This window comes from Paenibacillus kobensis NBRC 15729 (assembly GCF_004000825.1).
In the GTDB taxonomy this organism is placed as follows: Bacteria; Bacillota; Bacilli; order Paenibacillales; family Paenibacillaceae; genus Paenibacillus_T; species Paenibacillus_T kobensis.
Genome location: NZ_BILZ01000065.1, coordinates 1 through 16,331 on the forward strand (window position 1 = coordinate 1; position 16,331 = coordinate 16,331).

The 16,331-nt window shown below is 57.8% G+C and carries 13 protein-coding genes; 12 read left to right on the plus strand and 1 reads right to left on the minus strand.

The window, feature by feature from the left end:
- On the minus strand, positions 1–706 hold a 706-nt coding region (locus PKO01S_RS24815), incomplete at its 3' end, for an Rqc2 family fibronectin-binding protein (protein ID WP_174818608.1).
- A 183-nt stretch (positions 707–889) separates the two neighbouring features.
- Between PKO01S_RS24815 and PKO01S_RS24820 the strand changes: the two genes are divergently transcribed.
- The 12 genes from PKO01S_RS24820 (at position 890) to rlmN (ending at position 16,324) form a co-directional block, all read left to right on the plus strand.
- Complete coding sequence (locus PKO01S_RS24820) at positions 890–3,676, plus strand: calcium-translocating P-type ATPase, SERCA-type (protein ID WP_127534140.1); 2,787 nt, start codon at positions 890–892, stop codon at positions 3,674–3,676.
- Positions 3,677–3,883: 207 nt separating this feature from the next.
- Complete coding sequence (gene dapF / locus PKO01S_RS24825) at positions 3,884–4,714, plus strand: diaminopimelate epimerase (protein ID WP_127534141.1); 831 nt, start codon at positions 3,884–3,886, stop codon at positions 4,712–4,714.
- Between the two features lie 28 nt (positions 4,715–4,742).
- Entirely contained in the window at positions 4,743–6,641 is a 1,899-nt protein-coding gene (locus tag PKO01S_RS24830) for a bifunctional homocysteine S-methyltransferase/methylenetetrahydrofolate reductase (RefSeq protein WP_127534142.1), read from the plus strand.
- A 356-nt stretch (positions 6,642–6,997) separates the two neighbouring features.
- Positions 6,998–7,258: an extracellular matrix/biofilm regulator RemA gene (gene remA / locus PKO01S_RS24835; protein WP_127534143.1), complete on the plus strand. Its 261-nt coding sequence runs from the start codon at positions 6,998–7,000 to the stop codon at positions 7,256–7,258.
- A gap of 13 nt (positions 7,259–7,271) precedes the next feature.
- Positions 7,272–7,889 carry a guanylate kinase gene (gene gmk, locus PKO01S_RS24840; protein WP_127534144.1) on the plus strand — a complete coding sequence of 206 codons (618 nt, stop codon included), beginning with the start codon at positions 7,272–7,274 and terminating at the stop codon, positions 7,887–7,889.
- Positions 7,890–7,904: 15 nt separating this feature from the next.
- Positions 7,905–8,120: a DNA-directed RNA polymerase subunit omega gene (gene rpoZ / locus PKO01S_RS24845; protein WP_127534145.1), complete on the plus strand. Its 216-nt coding sequence runs from the start codon at positions 7,905–7,907 to the stop codon at positions 8,118–8,120.
- 138 nt (positions 8,121–8,258) lie between these two features.
- On the plus strand, positions 8,259–9,482 hold the full coding sequence (gene coaBC / locus PKO01S_RS24850; RefSeq protein WP_127534146.1) for a bifunctional phosphopantothenoylcysteine decarboxylase/phosphopantothenate--cysteine ligase CoaBC: 1,224 nt from the start codon (positions 8,259–8,261) through the stop codon (positions 9,480–9,482).
- On the plus strand, positions 9,479–12,004 hold the full coding sequence (priA, locus tag PKO01S_RS24855) for a primosomal protein N' (protein WP_127534147.1): 2,526 nt from the start codon (positions 9,479–9,481) through the stop codon (positions 12,002–12,004). Before coaBC ends, priA begins: the two co-directional genes overlap by 4 nt.
- Before the next feature lie 39 nt (positions 12,005–12,043).
- Positions 12,044–12,538 carry a peptide deformylase gene (def, locus tag PKO01S_RS24860; protein ID WP_127534148.1) on the plus strand — a complete coding sequence of 165 codons (495 nt, stop codon included), beginning with the start codon at positions 12,044–12,046 and terminating at the stop codon, positions 12,536–12,538.
- Positions 12,539–12,545: 7 nt separating this feature from the next.
- Positions 12,546–13,493, plus strand: a complete 948-nt coding sequence (gene fmt / locus PKO01S_RS24865; RefSeq protein ID WP_127534149.1) for a methionyl-tRNA formyltransferase — start codon at positions 12,546–12,548, stop codon at positions 13,491–13,493.
- Positions 13,490–15,151, plus strand: coding sequence for a 16S rRNA (cytosine(967)-C(5))-methyltransferase RsmB (rsmB, locus tag PKO01S_RS24870; RefSeq protein ID WP_127534150.1), 1,662 nt, complete (start codon positions 13,490–13,492; stop codon positions 15,149–15,151). The genes fmt and rsmB overlap by 4 nt, the downstream gene beginning before the upstream one ends.
- Before the next feature lie 102 nt (positions 15,152–15,253).
- Positions 15,254–16,324 carry a 23S rRNA (adenine(2503)-C(2))-methyltransferase RlmN gene (gene rlmN, locus PKO01S_RS24875; protein WP_174818609.1) on the plus strand — a complete coding sequence of 357 codons (1,071 nt, stop codon included), beginning with the start codon at positions 15,254–15,256 and terminating at the stop codon, positions 16,322–16,324.
- The last annotated feature ends 7 nt before the right edge of the window (positions 16,325–16,331 follow it).

Sequence of the window (16,331 nt, forward strand, 5' to 3'; positions counted from 1 at the left end):
CCCGCCATAACGGGGCGGTGTCCACGAACGGCTCGTCGCTGCCTGCCGAATAGCCGGCCCGATGTACGATTTCGCCGGCAAGAAGCGGGCTCAGTCCGGCGAATGCGCCGACTAGACGTTTGTCGGGCGAGATGACGCCCTCGGCCGCGTTCCACGCTTCCATAAATTCGGCCTCCGTCGTCACCGCTACCGGATCGGCCTTGTGCTGCTCCGGCGGCGTCGTATACGGGGCTCCCGGCATTACGATCCGGTAGCTGCTGAGCGCCGGCGTTACATGATGAATGCCGTCGTGAATCGTGCCGCTCGACGGATCAAGCAAGATGATGTTGCTGTGCCGTCCCATCAGTTCGACGACGATCCGTTTATAGGACAAATCGCCAAGCTCGTCGCGCTGCCGCACGTCGATATGGATGACGCGTTCGCGTCCGGGCTGCGTAACAGCCTCGATAACGGCTCCTTCGCAATATTTGCGCATCAGCATGCAGAACATGGGCGCTTCCTGCGGATTGACGTAGGTGGCCTCCGTCCAATGGGCGCGGGGGTACGTCGGGTTGGCGGATATGAGCAGCTTGCCTGGATTGCTGCCTCCGCGGATTTGGAATACAAGATCGTGAGGAGTCGGTTGATGAATTTTATGAATGCGCGCGCCGATGCACGATTGCAGCTCGTGCACGACGGAGCGAATTACGATGCCGTCCAGTGCCATGTTGGTCCAAATCTCCTTCTGCTGTAACTTATATTTTCTATCATGCCATAGTCCGGCGAAAAACTTAAGTCCCGCGCTGGGATAATTTGCGGTTTGTCCGAATACATTGGAGGCAGGAAGGCTGTCCGGGCTGTGCAAGAACCAATTCGGTGACCGGCTTATTGCGGGAGGGAGATTAATCGGATGGATCAGAACAAATGGCATCAACTAAAGACGGAGACGCTCGCGCAGTCGCTGAGCTGCGATGTGGCGCGGGGGCTTACGGAGACGGCGGCGGAGGAGAGGCTGAGGCAATACGGCCCTAACGAGCTGTCGGAAGGGGCGCGCGTGTCGCCGCTGCTGTTGTTCTTGAATCAGTTCAAAGATTTTATGGTCTTGATCTTGATGGGCGCAACGCTCATTTCCGGATTGCTTGGCGAATATCTCGATGCGATTACGATCGTCGCGATTATCGTCCTGAACGCGGTGCTCGGCTTCGTGCAGGAATTCCGGGCAGAGAGGTCGCTGCGGGCGCTTAAGGCACTATCGGCACCGACGGCGAATGTCGTTCGAAACGGGCAGTCGGTTACGGTGCCGGCGAGCGAGCTGGTACCTGGCGATTTGATCATGCTGGAGAGCGGAGACCGCGTGCCTGCCGACATCCGCTTCATTCAAGCGAACAGCTGCTATGCGGAAGAGTCCGCACTCACCGGCGAGTCGGTACCGGTCAGCAAGCATGCAAGCCCAATCGCAGAGGACGAACTGCCGCTGGGCGATCAGCGTAATATCGGTTTTATGGGTACGATGCTGACGGGCGGGACGGGGAGAGGCGTCGTGATTCGGACCGGCATGGACACCGAGATGGGACGGATTGCCGATCTGATTCAGAAGACAGAGGAAATGGAGACGCCGCTGCAGCGCCGTCTGGAGCAGCTTGGCAAAATATTGATCATCGTCGCCGTCGCGCTTACCATTGTCGTCGTCATTGCAGGCATTATGCACGGCCAGCCGGCTTACGGCATGTTCTTGGCGGGCGTCAGCCTCGCAGTGGCGGCTATTCCGGAAGGGCTGCCGGCGATCGTGACGATCGCCCTTGCGCTCGGAGTCCAGCGGATGATCAAGCGGAAGGCAATCGTCCGCAAGCTGCCGTCCGTCGAGACGCTCGGATGCGCATCCGTCATCTGCTCGGACAAAACAGGAACGCTGACGCAAAACAAAATGACTGTTACGAATGTGTGGCTATGCGGCCGGTCGATCCATATTACCGGCGAAGGTTATGAGCCGGTAGGAGAAGCGTTCGAGGAAGGGAAAGCGGTCGATCCGAAGCACGACCAGCCGTTCCGGCGGCTGCTGCAAATCGCAGCGCTGTGCAACAATGCGGAGATCACGCGGTCTGTCGAGACCGACGAAACGAAGCGTAAGAAAGGCGCCGAGACAAGAGAGGAATGGCTGCTGAAGGGCGATCCGACGGAAGGGGCGCTGACCGTTCTTTCGTCCAAGCTCGGCATGTCCGCCAAATCGCTGGAGCCGCTGTACACACGTATTGCCGAGTTTCCGTTCGATTCCGAACGCAAGCGCATGTCGGTCATCGTCGCGCATCAAGGCGGACGTCTGCTCTGTGCGAAAGGCGCTCCGGATATGCTGATGGAGCAGTGCTCTTACGTTTTATGGGACGGGAAGGTTATGCCATTCACCGGGACGCTCAAGCGCAAAGCGGCCGAAGCGGCTGAGGCGATGGCAGGATCGGCGCTTCGCGTACTTGGCTTCGCCTACCGCGATCTGCGGACGCATGATCATTGCTCTACCGCGCATGAAGCGGAGACGCAGCTTATTTTTGCCGGTTTGACCGGGATGATCGACCCGCCGCGCAAAGAAGTCCGTGAAGCGATCGCCACTTGCCGCAGAGCAGGCATTAAGACGGTTATGATTACGGGCGACCATCAGTTGACGGCAGAAGCGATCGCGCATCAGCTCGGCATTATGCCGCGGGGCGGTCTTGCGATCAGCGGCCGCGAGCTGGCCAACATGGACGACGACCAGCTTGACCGGCTGTCGGACAATATCTTTGTCTACGCGCGCGTGTCACCAGAACATAAATTGCGTATCGTGAAGTCGCTGCAGCGGCAAGGTCATGTCGTAGCGATGACCGGCGACGGCGTCAACGACGCCCCTGCGATCAAGGCGGCTGACATCGGCATCGCGATGGGCATCACAGGCACAGACGTGTCCAAAGAAGCTTCCGCGCTTATCTTAAGCGACGACAACTTCGCGACGATCGTCGCGGCGATCGAGGAAGGACGCAGCATCTATGAGAACATCCGCAAATTTATCCGGTATCTGCTCGCTTCGAACGTCGGCGAAATCTTAACGATGTTCCTGGCCATGATGGCCGGACTGCCGCTGCCGCTTGTGCCGATCCAAATCCTATGGGTCAACCTCGTGACCGACGGTCTGCCGGCGATGGCTCTTGGCGTCGACCAAGCGGAGAAAGATCTGATGAAGCAGAAGCCGCGTTCCGCTAAAGAAAGCATTTTTGCCCGCCGACTCGGATGGAAAATCATTAGCCGGGGCATTCTGATCGGCGTATGTACCCTCGGGGCTTTCTGGCTGACACTGTCCAAGTCGCCGGGCGATCCGAAGCAACTCGTTCTCGCTCAGACGGTTGCGTTCGCAACTCTCGTGCTTGCCCAGCTCATTCACGTATTTGATTGCCGCAGCTCGAGGTCGATCTTCCACCGGAACATGTTGCAAAATAAATATCTTGTATTCGCCGTTCTGTCCTCACTCGTCTTAATGCTCGGTGTTCTGTACTTAAAGCCGCTGCAGCCGGTGTTTAAAACGGTGCCGCTCGATTTCAGAGAGTGGTGTCTCGTCTTCGTCGCAGCCGGCATCCCGACATTCGTTATGGGCATCGGCAGCGTACTTAGCTCGAACCGCAAAAAAACGAAGACGAAGTGGAATTCGCCAAGCACGCAATCCGCAGCAAGGTAAACCGCTTTCGGCAGCCTTCGGCTTGCAGCGCAAGATGCTGCCTTGCCGAAGGTTGTTATGCTTGCAGGTGAATAGACATAAAGTGCAAATGAATGTGCAATTAGAGAATGGTCATGTCTCTCCCTATTACGATATGCTAGATCACAAATATTGTTGGACGCAGCGATGCGGCAGCCATTAACTATCGTAAAAGGGGATATAATGACTATGGAATTTACGAAAATGCACGGACTTGGCAACGACTTTATCGTCGTAGCAGGGGAACAGCAGCTTCCGGACAATGTATCGCAGCTCGCGATCGATTTGTGCAACCGGTTTTTCGGCATTGGAGCAGACGGTCTCGTCTATATCCTGCCTAGCGAGAAAGCAGATTTTATGATGCGCATTATCAATTCCGACGGTTCCGAAGCAGAACAATGCGGTAACGCAATCCGCTGCGTAAGCAAATATGTGTACGATAACAGCATGATTGACCGTACGGACATTACAATTGAAACGATTGGCGCAGGCGTTCAGCCGGTGCAGCTGACCTTGAAGGACGGTCAAGTGGCTGCCGTTCGTGTGGACATGGGCCAACCGATCTTGAATGGTCTGCAAGTGCCGACGACGATCGACTCCGACCGTATTGTCGGTCATCCGATCGAAGTCGATGGACGTACGTTCACGTTCACGGCTGTATCGATGGGCAATCCGCACTGCGTTATTTATGTAGACGATGCCGTGAATTTCGATCTCGGAGTGTGGGGACCGAAGCTGGAGACGCACCCGTTGTTCCCGCGCAAGACGAACGTCGAGTTCGTTACGGTCAATTCCCGCAGCCAGACGGATATGCGCGTATGGGAGCGCGGAGCCGGACCTACGCTGGCATGCGGAACAGGTGCCTGCGCAACGGTCGTATCTTCGGTGCTTAACGGACTGACGGACCGGACGGCGACCGTATCGCTTAAAGGCGGCGACCTGCACATCGAGTGGAACGAGGCTGACAATCACGTGTATATGACAGGCCCGGCAGCAGCCGTATTCACGGGTACGCTGTAACCGGAATTCGGTATAGGTGGGATGAACGATGAAGCTTGATTTGCGCGAAGCGCTTCGGCAGCGCGTGTTGACCGGGGACGGGGCGATGGGGACGTACTTGTACCAATCGGGATTTCCGGTCGGCGTTTCCTACGAGGAATATAACGTGATCCGCCCGGATGTGATCGGCGGCGTGCACCGCAGCTATTATGAAGCGGGCGCGCGGTTGATCGAGACGAATACGTTCTCGGCTAACGTGGAGAAGCTCTCGAAGTATGGGCTCGAATCGGATGTTGAGCGGATTAACCGGTCGGGCGTGCAGCTGGCGCGCACGTCGGTCGGCGCCGATGCCTATGTCGTCGGCGCAGTCGGCTCGATCCGGGGCGGACGCCGCAGCGGCGTTCCGCTGCCGGACGTGGAGAGGGCGCTCTCGCAGCAAATCGGCATATTATTGGACGAAGGCGTCGACGGCATTTTGCTGGAGACGTTTTTCGATTTGGAGGAGATCGTTCTCGCGCTCCGACTTGTCCGGCAGGCAGGTGCCGCACCAGTCATCTGCCAATTCGCCATCGAAGAAGGCGGCAGCACGGCCGATGGTACTGGACTTGCGCAAGCGTTCTCGATACTGGAAGCGGAAGGAGCCGATGTCGTCGGCTTCAACTGCCGTTCCGGACCAAGAGGCATTATGCGCGCGATCGAGTCGCTTGGCGGAAAAGTGAGTCTGCCGATTTCCGTGTTCCCGAATGCAGGCTTTCCCGATTACGTCGACGGCACCTATACGTACTCGGCAGCACCTGCATACTTTGGGGCATCCGCGCAACGGTTCGCGGATCTGGGCGCCCGGATTATCGGCGGCTGCTGCGGAACGACGCCGGAGCACATTGGCGCCATCACAGCGGCGCTGGACGGATATTCGCCTTCCGCCGGGACTGCCAAGCTTTCGGCTGCGGCGCAAGCCGTTCTGGACGGCGGCCCGTCCGTGACGATCAGTGCCGCACCGGAACCGCCGGCTTCCCCGCCTGGGGCAACCATTCCTTCGATTGTCGAGTTGGCGAAGCAGCGCCATACGGTTATCGTTGAGCTGGATCCTCCGCGCGATCTCGATATTACGAAGTTTATGGAAGGGGCAGCGGCGCTGAAAGCGGCGCAAGCCGATGCGCTGACTATGGCGGATAATTCGCTTGCTGTTACACGGATGAGCAACATCGCTCTCGCGACGCTCGTGAAGGAGCGGACCGGCATCCGGCCGCTCGTTCATATCGCTTGCCGGGACCGGAACCTGATCGGCACGCAGTCGCATATGATGGGGCTCGATGCGCTCGGCATCGATCATGTGCTTGCCGTGACAGGCGATCCGGCTCGGTTTGGCGATTTGCCTGGCGCGACCTCCGTCTACGACATGACGTCTTTCGAGATGATTAAGATGATTAGGCAGTTGAACGCCGGAATCGCTTTTTCGGGCCAACCGCTTAAACAGAAAGCGAATTTCATAGTAGGGGCCGCCTTCAATCCGAACGTCAAGCATTTGGACAAAGCGGTCGCAAGGCTGGAGAAGAAGATCGCTTCCGGTGCGCATTATATTATGACGCAGCCCGTATACGATACGGACTTGATTGAACGGATGGCGGAAGCGACCAAACATATCGATGTTCCGATATTCGTCGGGGTCATGCCGCTTGCGAGCGGGCGGAACGCCGAATACCTGCATAACGAGGTGCCTGGCATTCAACTGTCGGACAGCGTCCGAAGCCGGATGGCGGGGCTTGAAGGCGAAGCGGGGAGAGCGGAAGGCGTTCAGATCGCGTCGGAATTAATCGATGCGATTATGCCTCATTTCAACGGTATCTATTTAATGACGCCTTTCATGTTGTACGGAATGACGGTCAAGCTTACTGAGCATGTGTGGGCGAAGACGGGACGGTTCAAGATCGAGAATGGGGGCGGCTAACCTATCGTTAGCGCGAATTTCGGCCGATTTCGGCGCATAACGCCGATAATCGGCCGAAATGTTGAAAAATAGCTTGTGAGAAACAATAAAATCCTTTAAAATAGATAAACAATGCACGTGCCATGCTCTTTTTGCTTTTTGAGGCAGCATGGCAGCGTTCATTTTGAACGGAAATTCAGGTTGCCCGGCATGTTAGGCTGGGCGCGCTGCGTATGTTACGAAACTTTTTCGTCAACAATAGTGCAGGGTTCTGCCATTCTTTACTTCATCCGGCAGCAGGGCATATCGTTCCGAATCATACCAAGCTACATCATTAATCAGCAGTTGCATGTGGAGTACCGGAGGGGGAACCTGATATGGCAATCAAGCTCATTAATATCGGATTCGGAAATATCGTTTCCGCCAATCGGATCATCTCGATCGTCAGTCCGGAATCGGCACCGATCAAGAGAATTATCCAAGAAGCTCGCGACCGTCATATGTTGATTGATGCAACGTATGGCCGACGGACGCGTGCAGTCATCATTACGGACAGCGATCACGTCATTTTGTCCGCGGTTCAGCCGGAGACAGTGGCGCATCGGTTATCCGTCAAAGATGACGATCATGACGAATAGTACGGGGAGTCTTATGAAAAGAGGATTGTTAATCGTATTGTCCGGTCCGTCCGGAGTCGGCAAAGGCACCGTCTGCGCGAACTTGCGCCATCGGATGCCGGAACTCGTATATTCCGTGTCGGCGACGACTCGCGAGCCGCGGCAAGGCGAGATTAATGGCATCAACTACTTCTTTAAATCGCGGGAACAGTTCCAAGATATGATCGCGAACGACGCGCTGCTGGAATGGGCTGAATATGTCGGCAATTTCTACGGTACGCCGCGTGATTTCGTCGAACGGACGCTTGCTTCCGGCAAAGATATTATTCTTGAAATCGAAGTTCAAGGCGCGCTGAAAGTGAAGCAGAAGTTTTCGGAAGGCGTCTTTGTTTTCTTAATGCCTCCTTCGCTCGACGAGCTGAAGCAGCGCATTACGGGACGCGGCACGGAAGCGGCGGACGTAATCGACCACCGTATGAACGTTGCCGTCGAAGAGATGAACTTGCTGGGCCATTATGATTATGCGGTCGTTAACGATGAGATCGACGCCGCGTGCCAGCGTATTCAAAGCATTATTACTGCGGAGCATTGCCGAGCGGACCGATTGAAAGCCGTACCGGTACAAATGCCCGCTGCTTCAGAGAAAGCATAGATGAGGTGAGAGGATATGTTATATCCGTCCATTGATGAAATGATTGAGAAAGTAGACAGCAAGTATAAGCTTGTTGTAGCCGCTTCGAGACGTGCCCGCATGCTGCGCGAAGGATCGAAGCCAGAAATTCGCAACGCGAAGTCGCACAAGCAAGTTGGCGTTGCTCTGGAAGAGATTTATCACGATTTGCTTATCGTGGAATCGGTCGAAGTTCCGCCAACCAATAAGTAAGCACGGCAGCAGCGACTTGGCTGCCTGTGATCGTAACGCGCCAAGCTCGCGAAATAACGGCCGAACATCAAGGCGGCAAAAGAGTGACAACCGGATTGCGGTTGTTATTTTTTTGTTTCTAGAGGGAGTGATGATCGCATGAGAGGGAAGACGATTATACTCGGCATTACGGGCGGAATCGCCGCTTACAAAGGCGCTGCGCTGTGCAGCAAGCTCGTGCAGGCAGGGTTCGACGTGCATGTCATTATGACGGAAGGGGCATGCAAGTTCATAACGCCGCTGACGCTGCAGACGCTGTCGCGCAACCCGGTCTACACGGACACGTTCGACGAGCGGGATCCGTCTGTCGTCTCGCATATTGACTTGGCCGATAAGGCGGATCTGATTCTTGTCGCGCCTGCGACAGCGAATACGATTGCGAAGATGGCGGCCGGCATAGCCGACGATATGCTCACCACGACGCTTCTGGCGGCGACATGCCGCATCGTTGTTGCTCCTGCAATGAACGTACATATGTATGACCATCCTGCCGTTGTGCGCAATCTTAACGTGCTTGCGGAACGCTCGGTCATGTTCATCGAGCCGGAGACGGGGCAGCTCGCCTGCGGTTATGTTGCGAAGGGCAGACTGGCGGAGCCGGAGACGATCGTTGCTGCGGTTGCCGATATTCTGGCCGAAGATGAGCGTAAGCCGCTTCTAGGCAAGAAGGTGCTTGTTACGGCCGGCGGCACGGTCGAGAGGCTTGATCCGGTCCGGTATTTGACGAATGATTCATCGGGCAAAATGGGTTTTGCTCTTGCGGAAGCCGCTCGTGATTTCGGTGCCGAGGTAACGGTTATTGCCGCTCGTACAAGCGCGTCGCCGCCTAACGGTGTTGCCGTCGTCCGGGTTGAGTCAGCTCAGGATATGCTTGATGCCGTGATGGAACGGTTCGATTCGTCGGATCTCATCGTGAAAGCAGCGGCGGTTGCGGATTATCGTCCGGTCGTACGTGCGTCGTCTAAGATAAAAAAATCGGGCGACCGTCTTATGCTGGAGCTCGAGAAGACGACCGACATTTTGCAGACGCTCGGTGAACGAAAAACGAAGCAATATTTGATTGGTTTTGCCGCAGAGACCGGCGATCTGGATCATTATGCAATGGATAAGCTGCAGCGCAAACATTGCGACATGCTTGCGGCTAACGATGTCAGCGAAGAAGGCGCGGGCTTCAACAAGGATACGAACATTATTCGTCTGTACGATAAATCCGGGCTCATCGAAGCGCTGCCGATCATGTCCAAACGGGATGCTTCCCGCAGGATGCTGACGATTGCTGCGCAGCGTATGGCGGACCGGGAGGGCAAGGAGGCCGGCCGATGATTGCGAGAGTCATCGTGGACGTTCCGAGCCGCCAGACGGACCGGCCGTTCGACTATGAGGTGCCGGAAGAGCTTCAAGGCTGGATCGAAGCGGGGAGCCGCGTCGGTGTTCCGTTCGGCGGCCGGGTGCTGCAGGGGTTCGTCATCGGACTTGCGGGCCTGGACACAGCGGAAGTGGACCGTTCTCGGCTGAAGCCGATAGCGGAGCTGCTGGACCCGCTTCCGCCGCTGCGGCCCGATCTGATAGAGCTGGCGGGCTGGCTCAGCGACAAATACTGCTGCACGCTAATCGCGGCGCTGCAGGCGATGCTGCCGGCTGCGATGAAAGGCAAGGCGGAGCGCTACGTCAGATGGAGCGAATCGTTCGAAGCGAGCGAGCCTGCAGCTGCGAATGCGGTGCTGCTGCCGGATGGCATGCGGGACTGGCTGAAGAAGAACGGTGCAGTGAAGCTCGATACGATGAGGGAGAGGTTCCCTGGTGCCGGTGAATATGTGAAAGCAGCCATTCGGATCGGTCTGCTGGAGGAGCAAGTGGCGATTAAGGACAAAGTCGGCATCCGCAAAGTGCTGACCGTGTTTCCTCCTGCTGACCGTGCTGCGGCGGAGGAAGCATTGGCCCAATGGCCTGCGAGGTCTGCCAAGCAGCGGGACATTCTCGCTTATATGATTCAGCTAGGCGCATCTGTTCCGATGCAGCAACTGGTTGCCGATGCCGGCACGACGGCAGCTACGGTCAGAGCGGTGGCGGACAAAGGCTGGCTGTCGCTTCGCGAAGTAGAGGCGGAACGCGACCCGTACGCCGGCCGTTCGTTCAAGCAGACCCATCCGCTAGCTTTGACCGAAGGACAACAGGAAGTGCTGGCGCATATCGTAGCTTCGGTCGATGCGCGGGAACCGAAACCGTTCCTGCTGCATGGCGTAACCGGCAGCGGCAAGACGGAAGTGTATTTGCAGGCGATTCAGCGCTGCTTGGATTTGGATCGGCAGGCTATTGTGCTCGTTCCCGAGATTTCGCTCACGCCCCAAATGGTCGAAAGGTTCAAAGGCCGGTTCGGCGACGCGGTCGCTGTCTTGCACAGCCGGCTGTCGCAAGGCGAACGCTATGACGAATGGCGCAAAATACGCGAGCGCCGGGCACAGGTTGCAGTCGGCGCACGGTCGGCTATATTCGCGCCGTTCGAATCGATCGGGCTCATTATTATCGACGAAGAGCACGAATCAAGCTACAAGCAGGAAGAGAGCCCGAAGTACCATGCCCGCGATGTCGCTGTGAAGCGTGCAAGACAGCATGGCGCGGCTGTTGTGCTCGGCTCTGCGACGCCGTCGCTGGAGTCTTATGCTGCCGCAACGGCCGTCCGCTCGTCTGCCGCGGCAAGCAGCACATCCGCTCCTTCGCTGCTTGCTATGCCTGACCGCGTGGCGGGCAGGCCGATGCCGCCCGTAACCGTCGTCGATATGCGCGAGGAGCTGCAAGCAGGCAACCGTTCGATGTTCAGCCGCAAGCTGCACACTGCGCTCGCCGACCGTCTGGAGCGGGGAGAACAGTCGGTGCTGCTGCTTAACCGCCGCGGCTATTCGACCTTCGTCATGTGCCGGTCTTGCGGTTATACCGCGACATGCCCGCATTGCGACATTTCGCTTACGTACCATCAGAAGACCCGTGTTCTTCGCTGCCACTATTGCGGCCATTCCGAAGGAGCGCCGTCCAAGTGCCCTTCGTGCGAGAGCGAGCATATCCGTTTCTTCGGTACGGGTACGCAGCGCGTCGAGGAGGAGCTGGCGAAGCTGTTTCCCGGCATCCGGGTCATCCGGATGGATGTCGATACGACGACGGAGAAAGGCTCTCACGAGAAATGGCTCAAGCTGTTCGGCGAACGCAAAGCGGATGTGCTGCTCGGTACGCAGATGGTGGCCAAAGGGCTTGATTTCCCTTATGTGACGCTGGTCGGCGTTATTGCGGCGGACACATCGCTGCATCTTCCCGATTTTCGTTCCGCCGAGCGGACTTTCCAACTGCTGACGCAGGTAGCGGGACGTGCGGGACGGCACGAACTGCCCGGCGAGGTCTTCATTCAGTCTTATGCCCCTGAGCATTATGCGATCCAGACGGCGCAGCATCACGATTATGAATCGTTCGTTCGTGAGGAGCTGTCTCACCGAAGGGCAATGGGCTATCCGCCGTACTGCCGGCTCATTCTCGTCACGATGTCGCATGAGCAGCTGCCGCTGCTGACCGATGTGGGCGAGCGTCTTGCCCAGCGTCTGCGCGATGCGGCGGGAGCGGCTGGCATTCTGGGACGGGTGGACGGCATGAGCGGGCCGCGCGCGCTTGACGTGCTCGGACCTGTGGCATCGCCGATTGCGAGGATGAAAGATCGCTACCGTTTTCAATGTATGATAAAATATCGGGGTAACGTAGACGCCACCGCCCTGCTGCAAGAGGTGATCCGTCCTTTCATGACAGGTGCTGAAGGCAGAGGCGTACAGTTCGGTATTGACGTCGATCCTCATATGATTTTATAGATTTTGAACCTATCATCATCAAGAAAGAAGGGACCTATCATGTCGATTCGTATTATTGTGAAAGATCCGGACCCCGTATTGCGTGAGGTTGCGAAGGAAGTAACCAAATTTACGCCGAACCTGCACAAGCTGCTGAAGGATATGGCGGAGACGATGTATGACGCGGAGGGCGTCGGCTTGGCTGCGCCGCAGATCGGCATTTCGAAGCGGGTCATCGTGGTTGATATCGGCGATGAGGAATCCGGGCTTATCGAGATGGTCAATCCAGTCATCGTATCGAGCGAAGGCGAACAGCTCGGACCGGAAGGCTGCCTTAGCATTCCGAATTTGAACGGCGACGTGAAACGTGCCGACCTCATTAAGATTGCAGGCCAAGACCGCAACGGCAATCCGTTCGAAGTAGAGGCGTCGGGTTTCCTTGCCCGCGCGTTCCAGCATGAGATCGACCATTTGAACGGCGTTTTGTTCACGGATATTGCCGAGAGCGTATACGATATTTCGCAGCAGCCCCGCCGGCGCAAGGACGGAGAGTGAGCTTCCGATGAAAATCGTATTTATGGGAACGCCTGAATTCGCGGTCCCATCGCTTGAACGTATTCTGGCAGACGGCTATGAAGTGACGGCCGTCATCACGCAGCCGGACCGGCCGAAGGGGCGAAAGCGCGAGCTGACGCCGCCTCCTGTGAAGGAAGCGGCGGTGCGCCTTGGTTTGCCGGTTCACCAACCGGAGCGGATGCGCAGCGAAGAAGCGGCCGCACTCATCGAATCGCTGAAGCCGGATCTGATCGTTACAGCCGCATATGGTCAAATCTTGCCGCGCGCGGTGCTGAGCACGCCGCGGCTTGGCTGTATTAACGTGCATGGCTCGCTGCTGCCGAAATACCGGGGCGGAGCGCCGATTCAACGTTCGATCATCAACGGCGAGAACGTGACGGGCGTCACGATTATGTATATGGCGGAAGGGCTCGATACTGGCGATATGATTAGCCGGGTAGAAGTGCCGATCGACGATGCGGATACGTCGGGCACGCTGTTCGAGAAACTGAGCGCCGCTGGCGCGGAGCTGCTTAGTCAGACACTGCCGTCGATTGAGAATGGAGCGGCTGCCAGAGTACCGCAAAATCATGACGAAGCAACCTATGCTCCGAACTTGTCGCGTGACGATGAGCGGATCGATTGGACCAAAAGCGCGCGTCAGCTGTATGACCAAGTGCGCGGCTTGTCGCCGATGGCAGGCTCGTTCACCCTGTGGAACGGAGAACCGTTCAAAGTGTGGCGCTGCGAAGTGGACCAAGCTTCTGGCGCCGGCTCGCTGCCGCCGGGCTCTGTACTGTCTGCGGCTGCAGACGGTATCGTCGTACAGACGGGAGCGGGCACGCTTCGACTGCTCGATATTCAACCGGCCGGCAAGAAAGCGATGGCTGCTGCCGACTGGCTGAAGGGCGCTCGGCTTGAGCGCGGCAATATGTTCGGCGGAGGCGCCGAATGAACCGGCCGGTAAGCGGCGGCAAGCCGGGAGCAGGGGCGCAGCGGCAGGGCGGAGGCAACGGCAAGCCGGCAGGCGAAAACGCTGGTGCAGGCAAGCAGCAGCGTGCGGCAGCGAAGTCTGGCGCACGAAGCGGCGGAACGGGCCGGCAACCGAGTGTGGCCGGCAGGCCGAATGCTGGCAGCGGCGGTACAAACCGTAAGCCGGGCAGCAGCAAGCCGAGTGCGGCGTCCAAGCCGTCGGCTGGAAGCGCCGGTGCAGGCGGTCAGCGTCCGAAACGCCGTCCGGCGACGGCGCGCGAAGTCGCGTTGGACGTGCTGGTGAAGGTCGAAAAGGAAAATGCGTTCAGCAACCTGGCGTTAAGCGGCGCACTGCAGCATGCGGAGCTGTCGCGGCAAGATGCAGGACTAGCGACGGAGCTTGTGTATGGCACGATTCAGCGCAAGCTGTCTATCGACCATGCCTTGTCGGAGCTTGCAGCGAAAGGGCTGGCCAAGCTGGAACCGTGGGTGCTGCAGTTGCTTCGCTTAAGCGCCTATCAGCTGTTGTTCCTCGACCGCGTTCCCGCTCATGCGGCGGTGAACGAGGCGGTGGCGATCGCGAAGCGCCGCGGCCATGCCGGTATATCCGGCATGGTGAACGGCATGCTGCGCAATCTGCTCCGCCGCAAGGACGAGCTCGCGCCCGAGGCGGCGGCTTCGCAGCCGGGCATCGCGCCGGCACGGCGCATCGCGCTCCGCCATTCGTATCCCGAATGGCTCGTCGCGCGCTGGATCGCCGCCTATGGCGAAGCGGCAGCGGAACGAATCTGCGCGGCAGGCAATGAAGCGCCGCGCTCCAGCATCCGCGTCAACCAGCTTCGCTCGACGCGGGAGCAGGCAATCGCCGAGCTGGCCGAGGACGGCATCGAGGCGGAGCTCTCGAAGCTGTCGCCTGACGGCGTCGTCGCCCGGCGAGGCGGAAGCTTGGCCGATACGATCGGCTTCCGTGATGGCAAGTGGACGATTCAGGATGAGAGCTCGATGCTTGTCGCGGGCGCTGCGCGTCCGCAGCCGGGCATGACGGTGCTCGACTGCTGCGCGGCTCCGGGCGGCAAGACGACGCATCTTGCCGAGCTCATGGGAGACAAGGGGCGCGTCGTTGCGAATGACGTGCATCCGCATAAGCAGGCGCTCATTGAACAGCAGGCGGAACGGCTTGGCTTGTCGTCCGTCCAAGCGGTGACGGGCGACGCTGCCGAGCTTGGCGAGAGGTTCTCGCTGGCATCGTTCGACCTCGTGCTGCTCGACGCTCCTTGCTCCGGCTTCGGCGTCATCGCCCGCAAACCGGAGATCAAATGGACGAAGACCGAAGATGATGTGGCGGCAATCGCTTCGATTCAAGAGCGGCTCTTGGAGTCCGCTGCCGGTCTCGTCAAACCAGGCGGACGGCTTGTCTACAGCACATGCACGATCGAACGGGAAGAAAACGAGCTTCAAGTTGAACGTTTCTTGGCTAAGCATCCCGAATATGAGCTTGATGCCGAATGGCCGCCGGAGCTGCTTGCAGCGCTCCGCAGCTGCGGAGCGGCGGACGAATCGTTCGCTGGTGCGGTCCAACTGCTGCCAAGCCATAACGGAAGCGACGGCTTCTACATCGCAACGCTCAGCAGACGGCCGTAACGCGGCCTGTGGTCTGGCATGGGCGTTTGTGGTAAACTATACGACAGCGGATGCGATGAATCGCGTCCGCCTTATTTTAAAGACGTAGGTGTGATAAACAAGATGGCAAAAGAAATCGTACTGCCGGAGAAACCTTTCATATACGACTACACGCTGGAGGAATTGCAGCAATGGATGAAGGACAACGGAGAGCCTGCTTTCCGCGCCGGCCAGCTATTTGATTGGCTTTATGTGAAACGGGTACGCAGCTTTGAAGAGATGTCGAACCTTCCGAAGGGGCTTCGGACCAAGTTAGAGGATCAATTCGCGTTCGTGACGCTGTCGGAAATAACAAAGTTCGAATCGAAGGACGGAACGGTCAAGTTTCTGTTCGGCCTGCATGACAACCATGCAATCGAGACCGTTATTATGCGCCACAATTACGGCAACAGCATTTGCGTTACGACGCAGGTCGGCTGCCGTGTCGGCTGCACATTCTGCGCATCGACGCTTGGCGGCTTGAAGCGCAATCTAACGGCTGGCGAGATCGTAGCACAGGTCGTATGGGCTCAGCAGCTGCTGGATGCAACGAACGAACGCGTGTCGAGTATCGTTATTATGGGTACTGGCGAGCCGTTCGAAAATTATGATCCAACGATGAATTTTTTGCGTATCATGATTCATGAGAAGGGTCTGAACATCGGGCAGCGGCACATTACAGTGTCGACAAGCGGCATCGTGCCGAGCATTTACCGGTTTGCGGATGAGAATACGCAGATTAATCTTGCGATCTCGATTCACGCGCCGAACGATGCGCTTCGCTCGAAGCTGATGCCGGTCAACCGGCGGTTCCCGTTCAACGACGTTATGGAGTCGCTTCGTTACTATATTGCGAAGACCGGCCGCCGCGTCACGTTCGAATACGCGCTTATCGGCGGCGTGAACGACCGTGCGGAGCATGCGGAGGAGCTGGCCCAGGTGCTGCAGGGCATGCTGTGCCATGTCAACCTGATACCGGTTAACCATGTGCCGGAGCGCGACTACGTGCGTACGCCGCGCGACGATATTTTCGAATTCCAGCGCATTCTCGAGAAGAACAAAATCAACGCGACGATTCGCAGAGAGCAAGGCCACGATATCGCGGCCGCTTGCGGCCAGCTGCGGGCGAAGCATATGGAATCCACGGCGAGGTGATCCGGAT

Excerpts from the sequence above, each read along its gene's own strand:
- rlmN (WP_174818609.1), top strand. The coding sequence starts at position 15,254 with ATGGCAAAAGAAATCGTACTGCCGGAGAAACCTTTCATATACGACTAC.
- gmk (WP_127534144.1), top strand. The coding sequence starts at position 7,272 with ATGAAAAGAGGATTGTTAATCGTATTGTCCGGTCCGTCCGGAGTCGGC.
- rsmB (WP_127534150.1), top strand. The coding sequence starts at position 13,490 with ATGAACCGGCCGGTAAGCGGCGGCAAGCCGGGAGCAGGGGCGCAGCGG.
- rpoZ (WP_127534145.1), top strand. The coding sequence starts at position 7,905 with ATGTTATATCCGTCCATTGATGAAATGATTGAGAAAGTAGACAGCAAG.
- dapF (WP_127534141.1), top strand. The coding sequence starts at position 3,884 with ATGGAATTTACGAAAATGCACGGACTTGGCAACGACTTTATCGTCGTA.
- priA (WP_127534147.1), top strand. The coding sequence starts at position 9,479 with ATGATTGCGAGAGTCATCGTGGACGTTCCGAGCCGCCAGACGGACCGG.
- def (WP_127534148.1), top strand. The coding sequence starts at position 12,044 with ATGTCGATTCGTATTATTGTGAAAGATCCGGACCCCGTATTGCGTGAG.
- coaBC (WP_127534146.1), top strand. The coding sequence starts at position 8,259 with ATGAGAGGGAAGACGATTATACTCGGCATTACGGGCGGAATCGCCGCT.
- fmt (WP_127534149.1), top strand. The coding sequence starts at position 12,546 with ATGAAAATCGTATTTATGGGAACGCCTGAATTCGCGGTCCCATCGCTT.
- PKO01S_RS24820 (WP_127534140.1), top strand. The coding sequence starts at position 890 with ATGGATCAGAACAAATGGCATCAACTAAAGACGGAGACGCTCGCGCAG.
- remA (WP_127534143.1), top strand. The coding sequence starts at position 6,998 with ATGGCAATCAAGCTCATTAATATCGGATTCGGAAATATCGTTTCCGCC.
- PKO01S_RS24830 (WP_127534142.1), top strand. The coding sequence starts at position 4,743 with ATGAAGCTTGATTTGCGCGAAGCGCTTCGGCAGCGCGTGTTGACCGGG.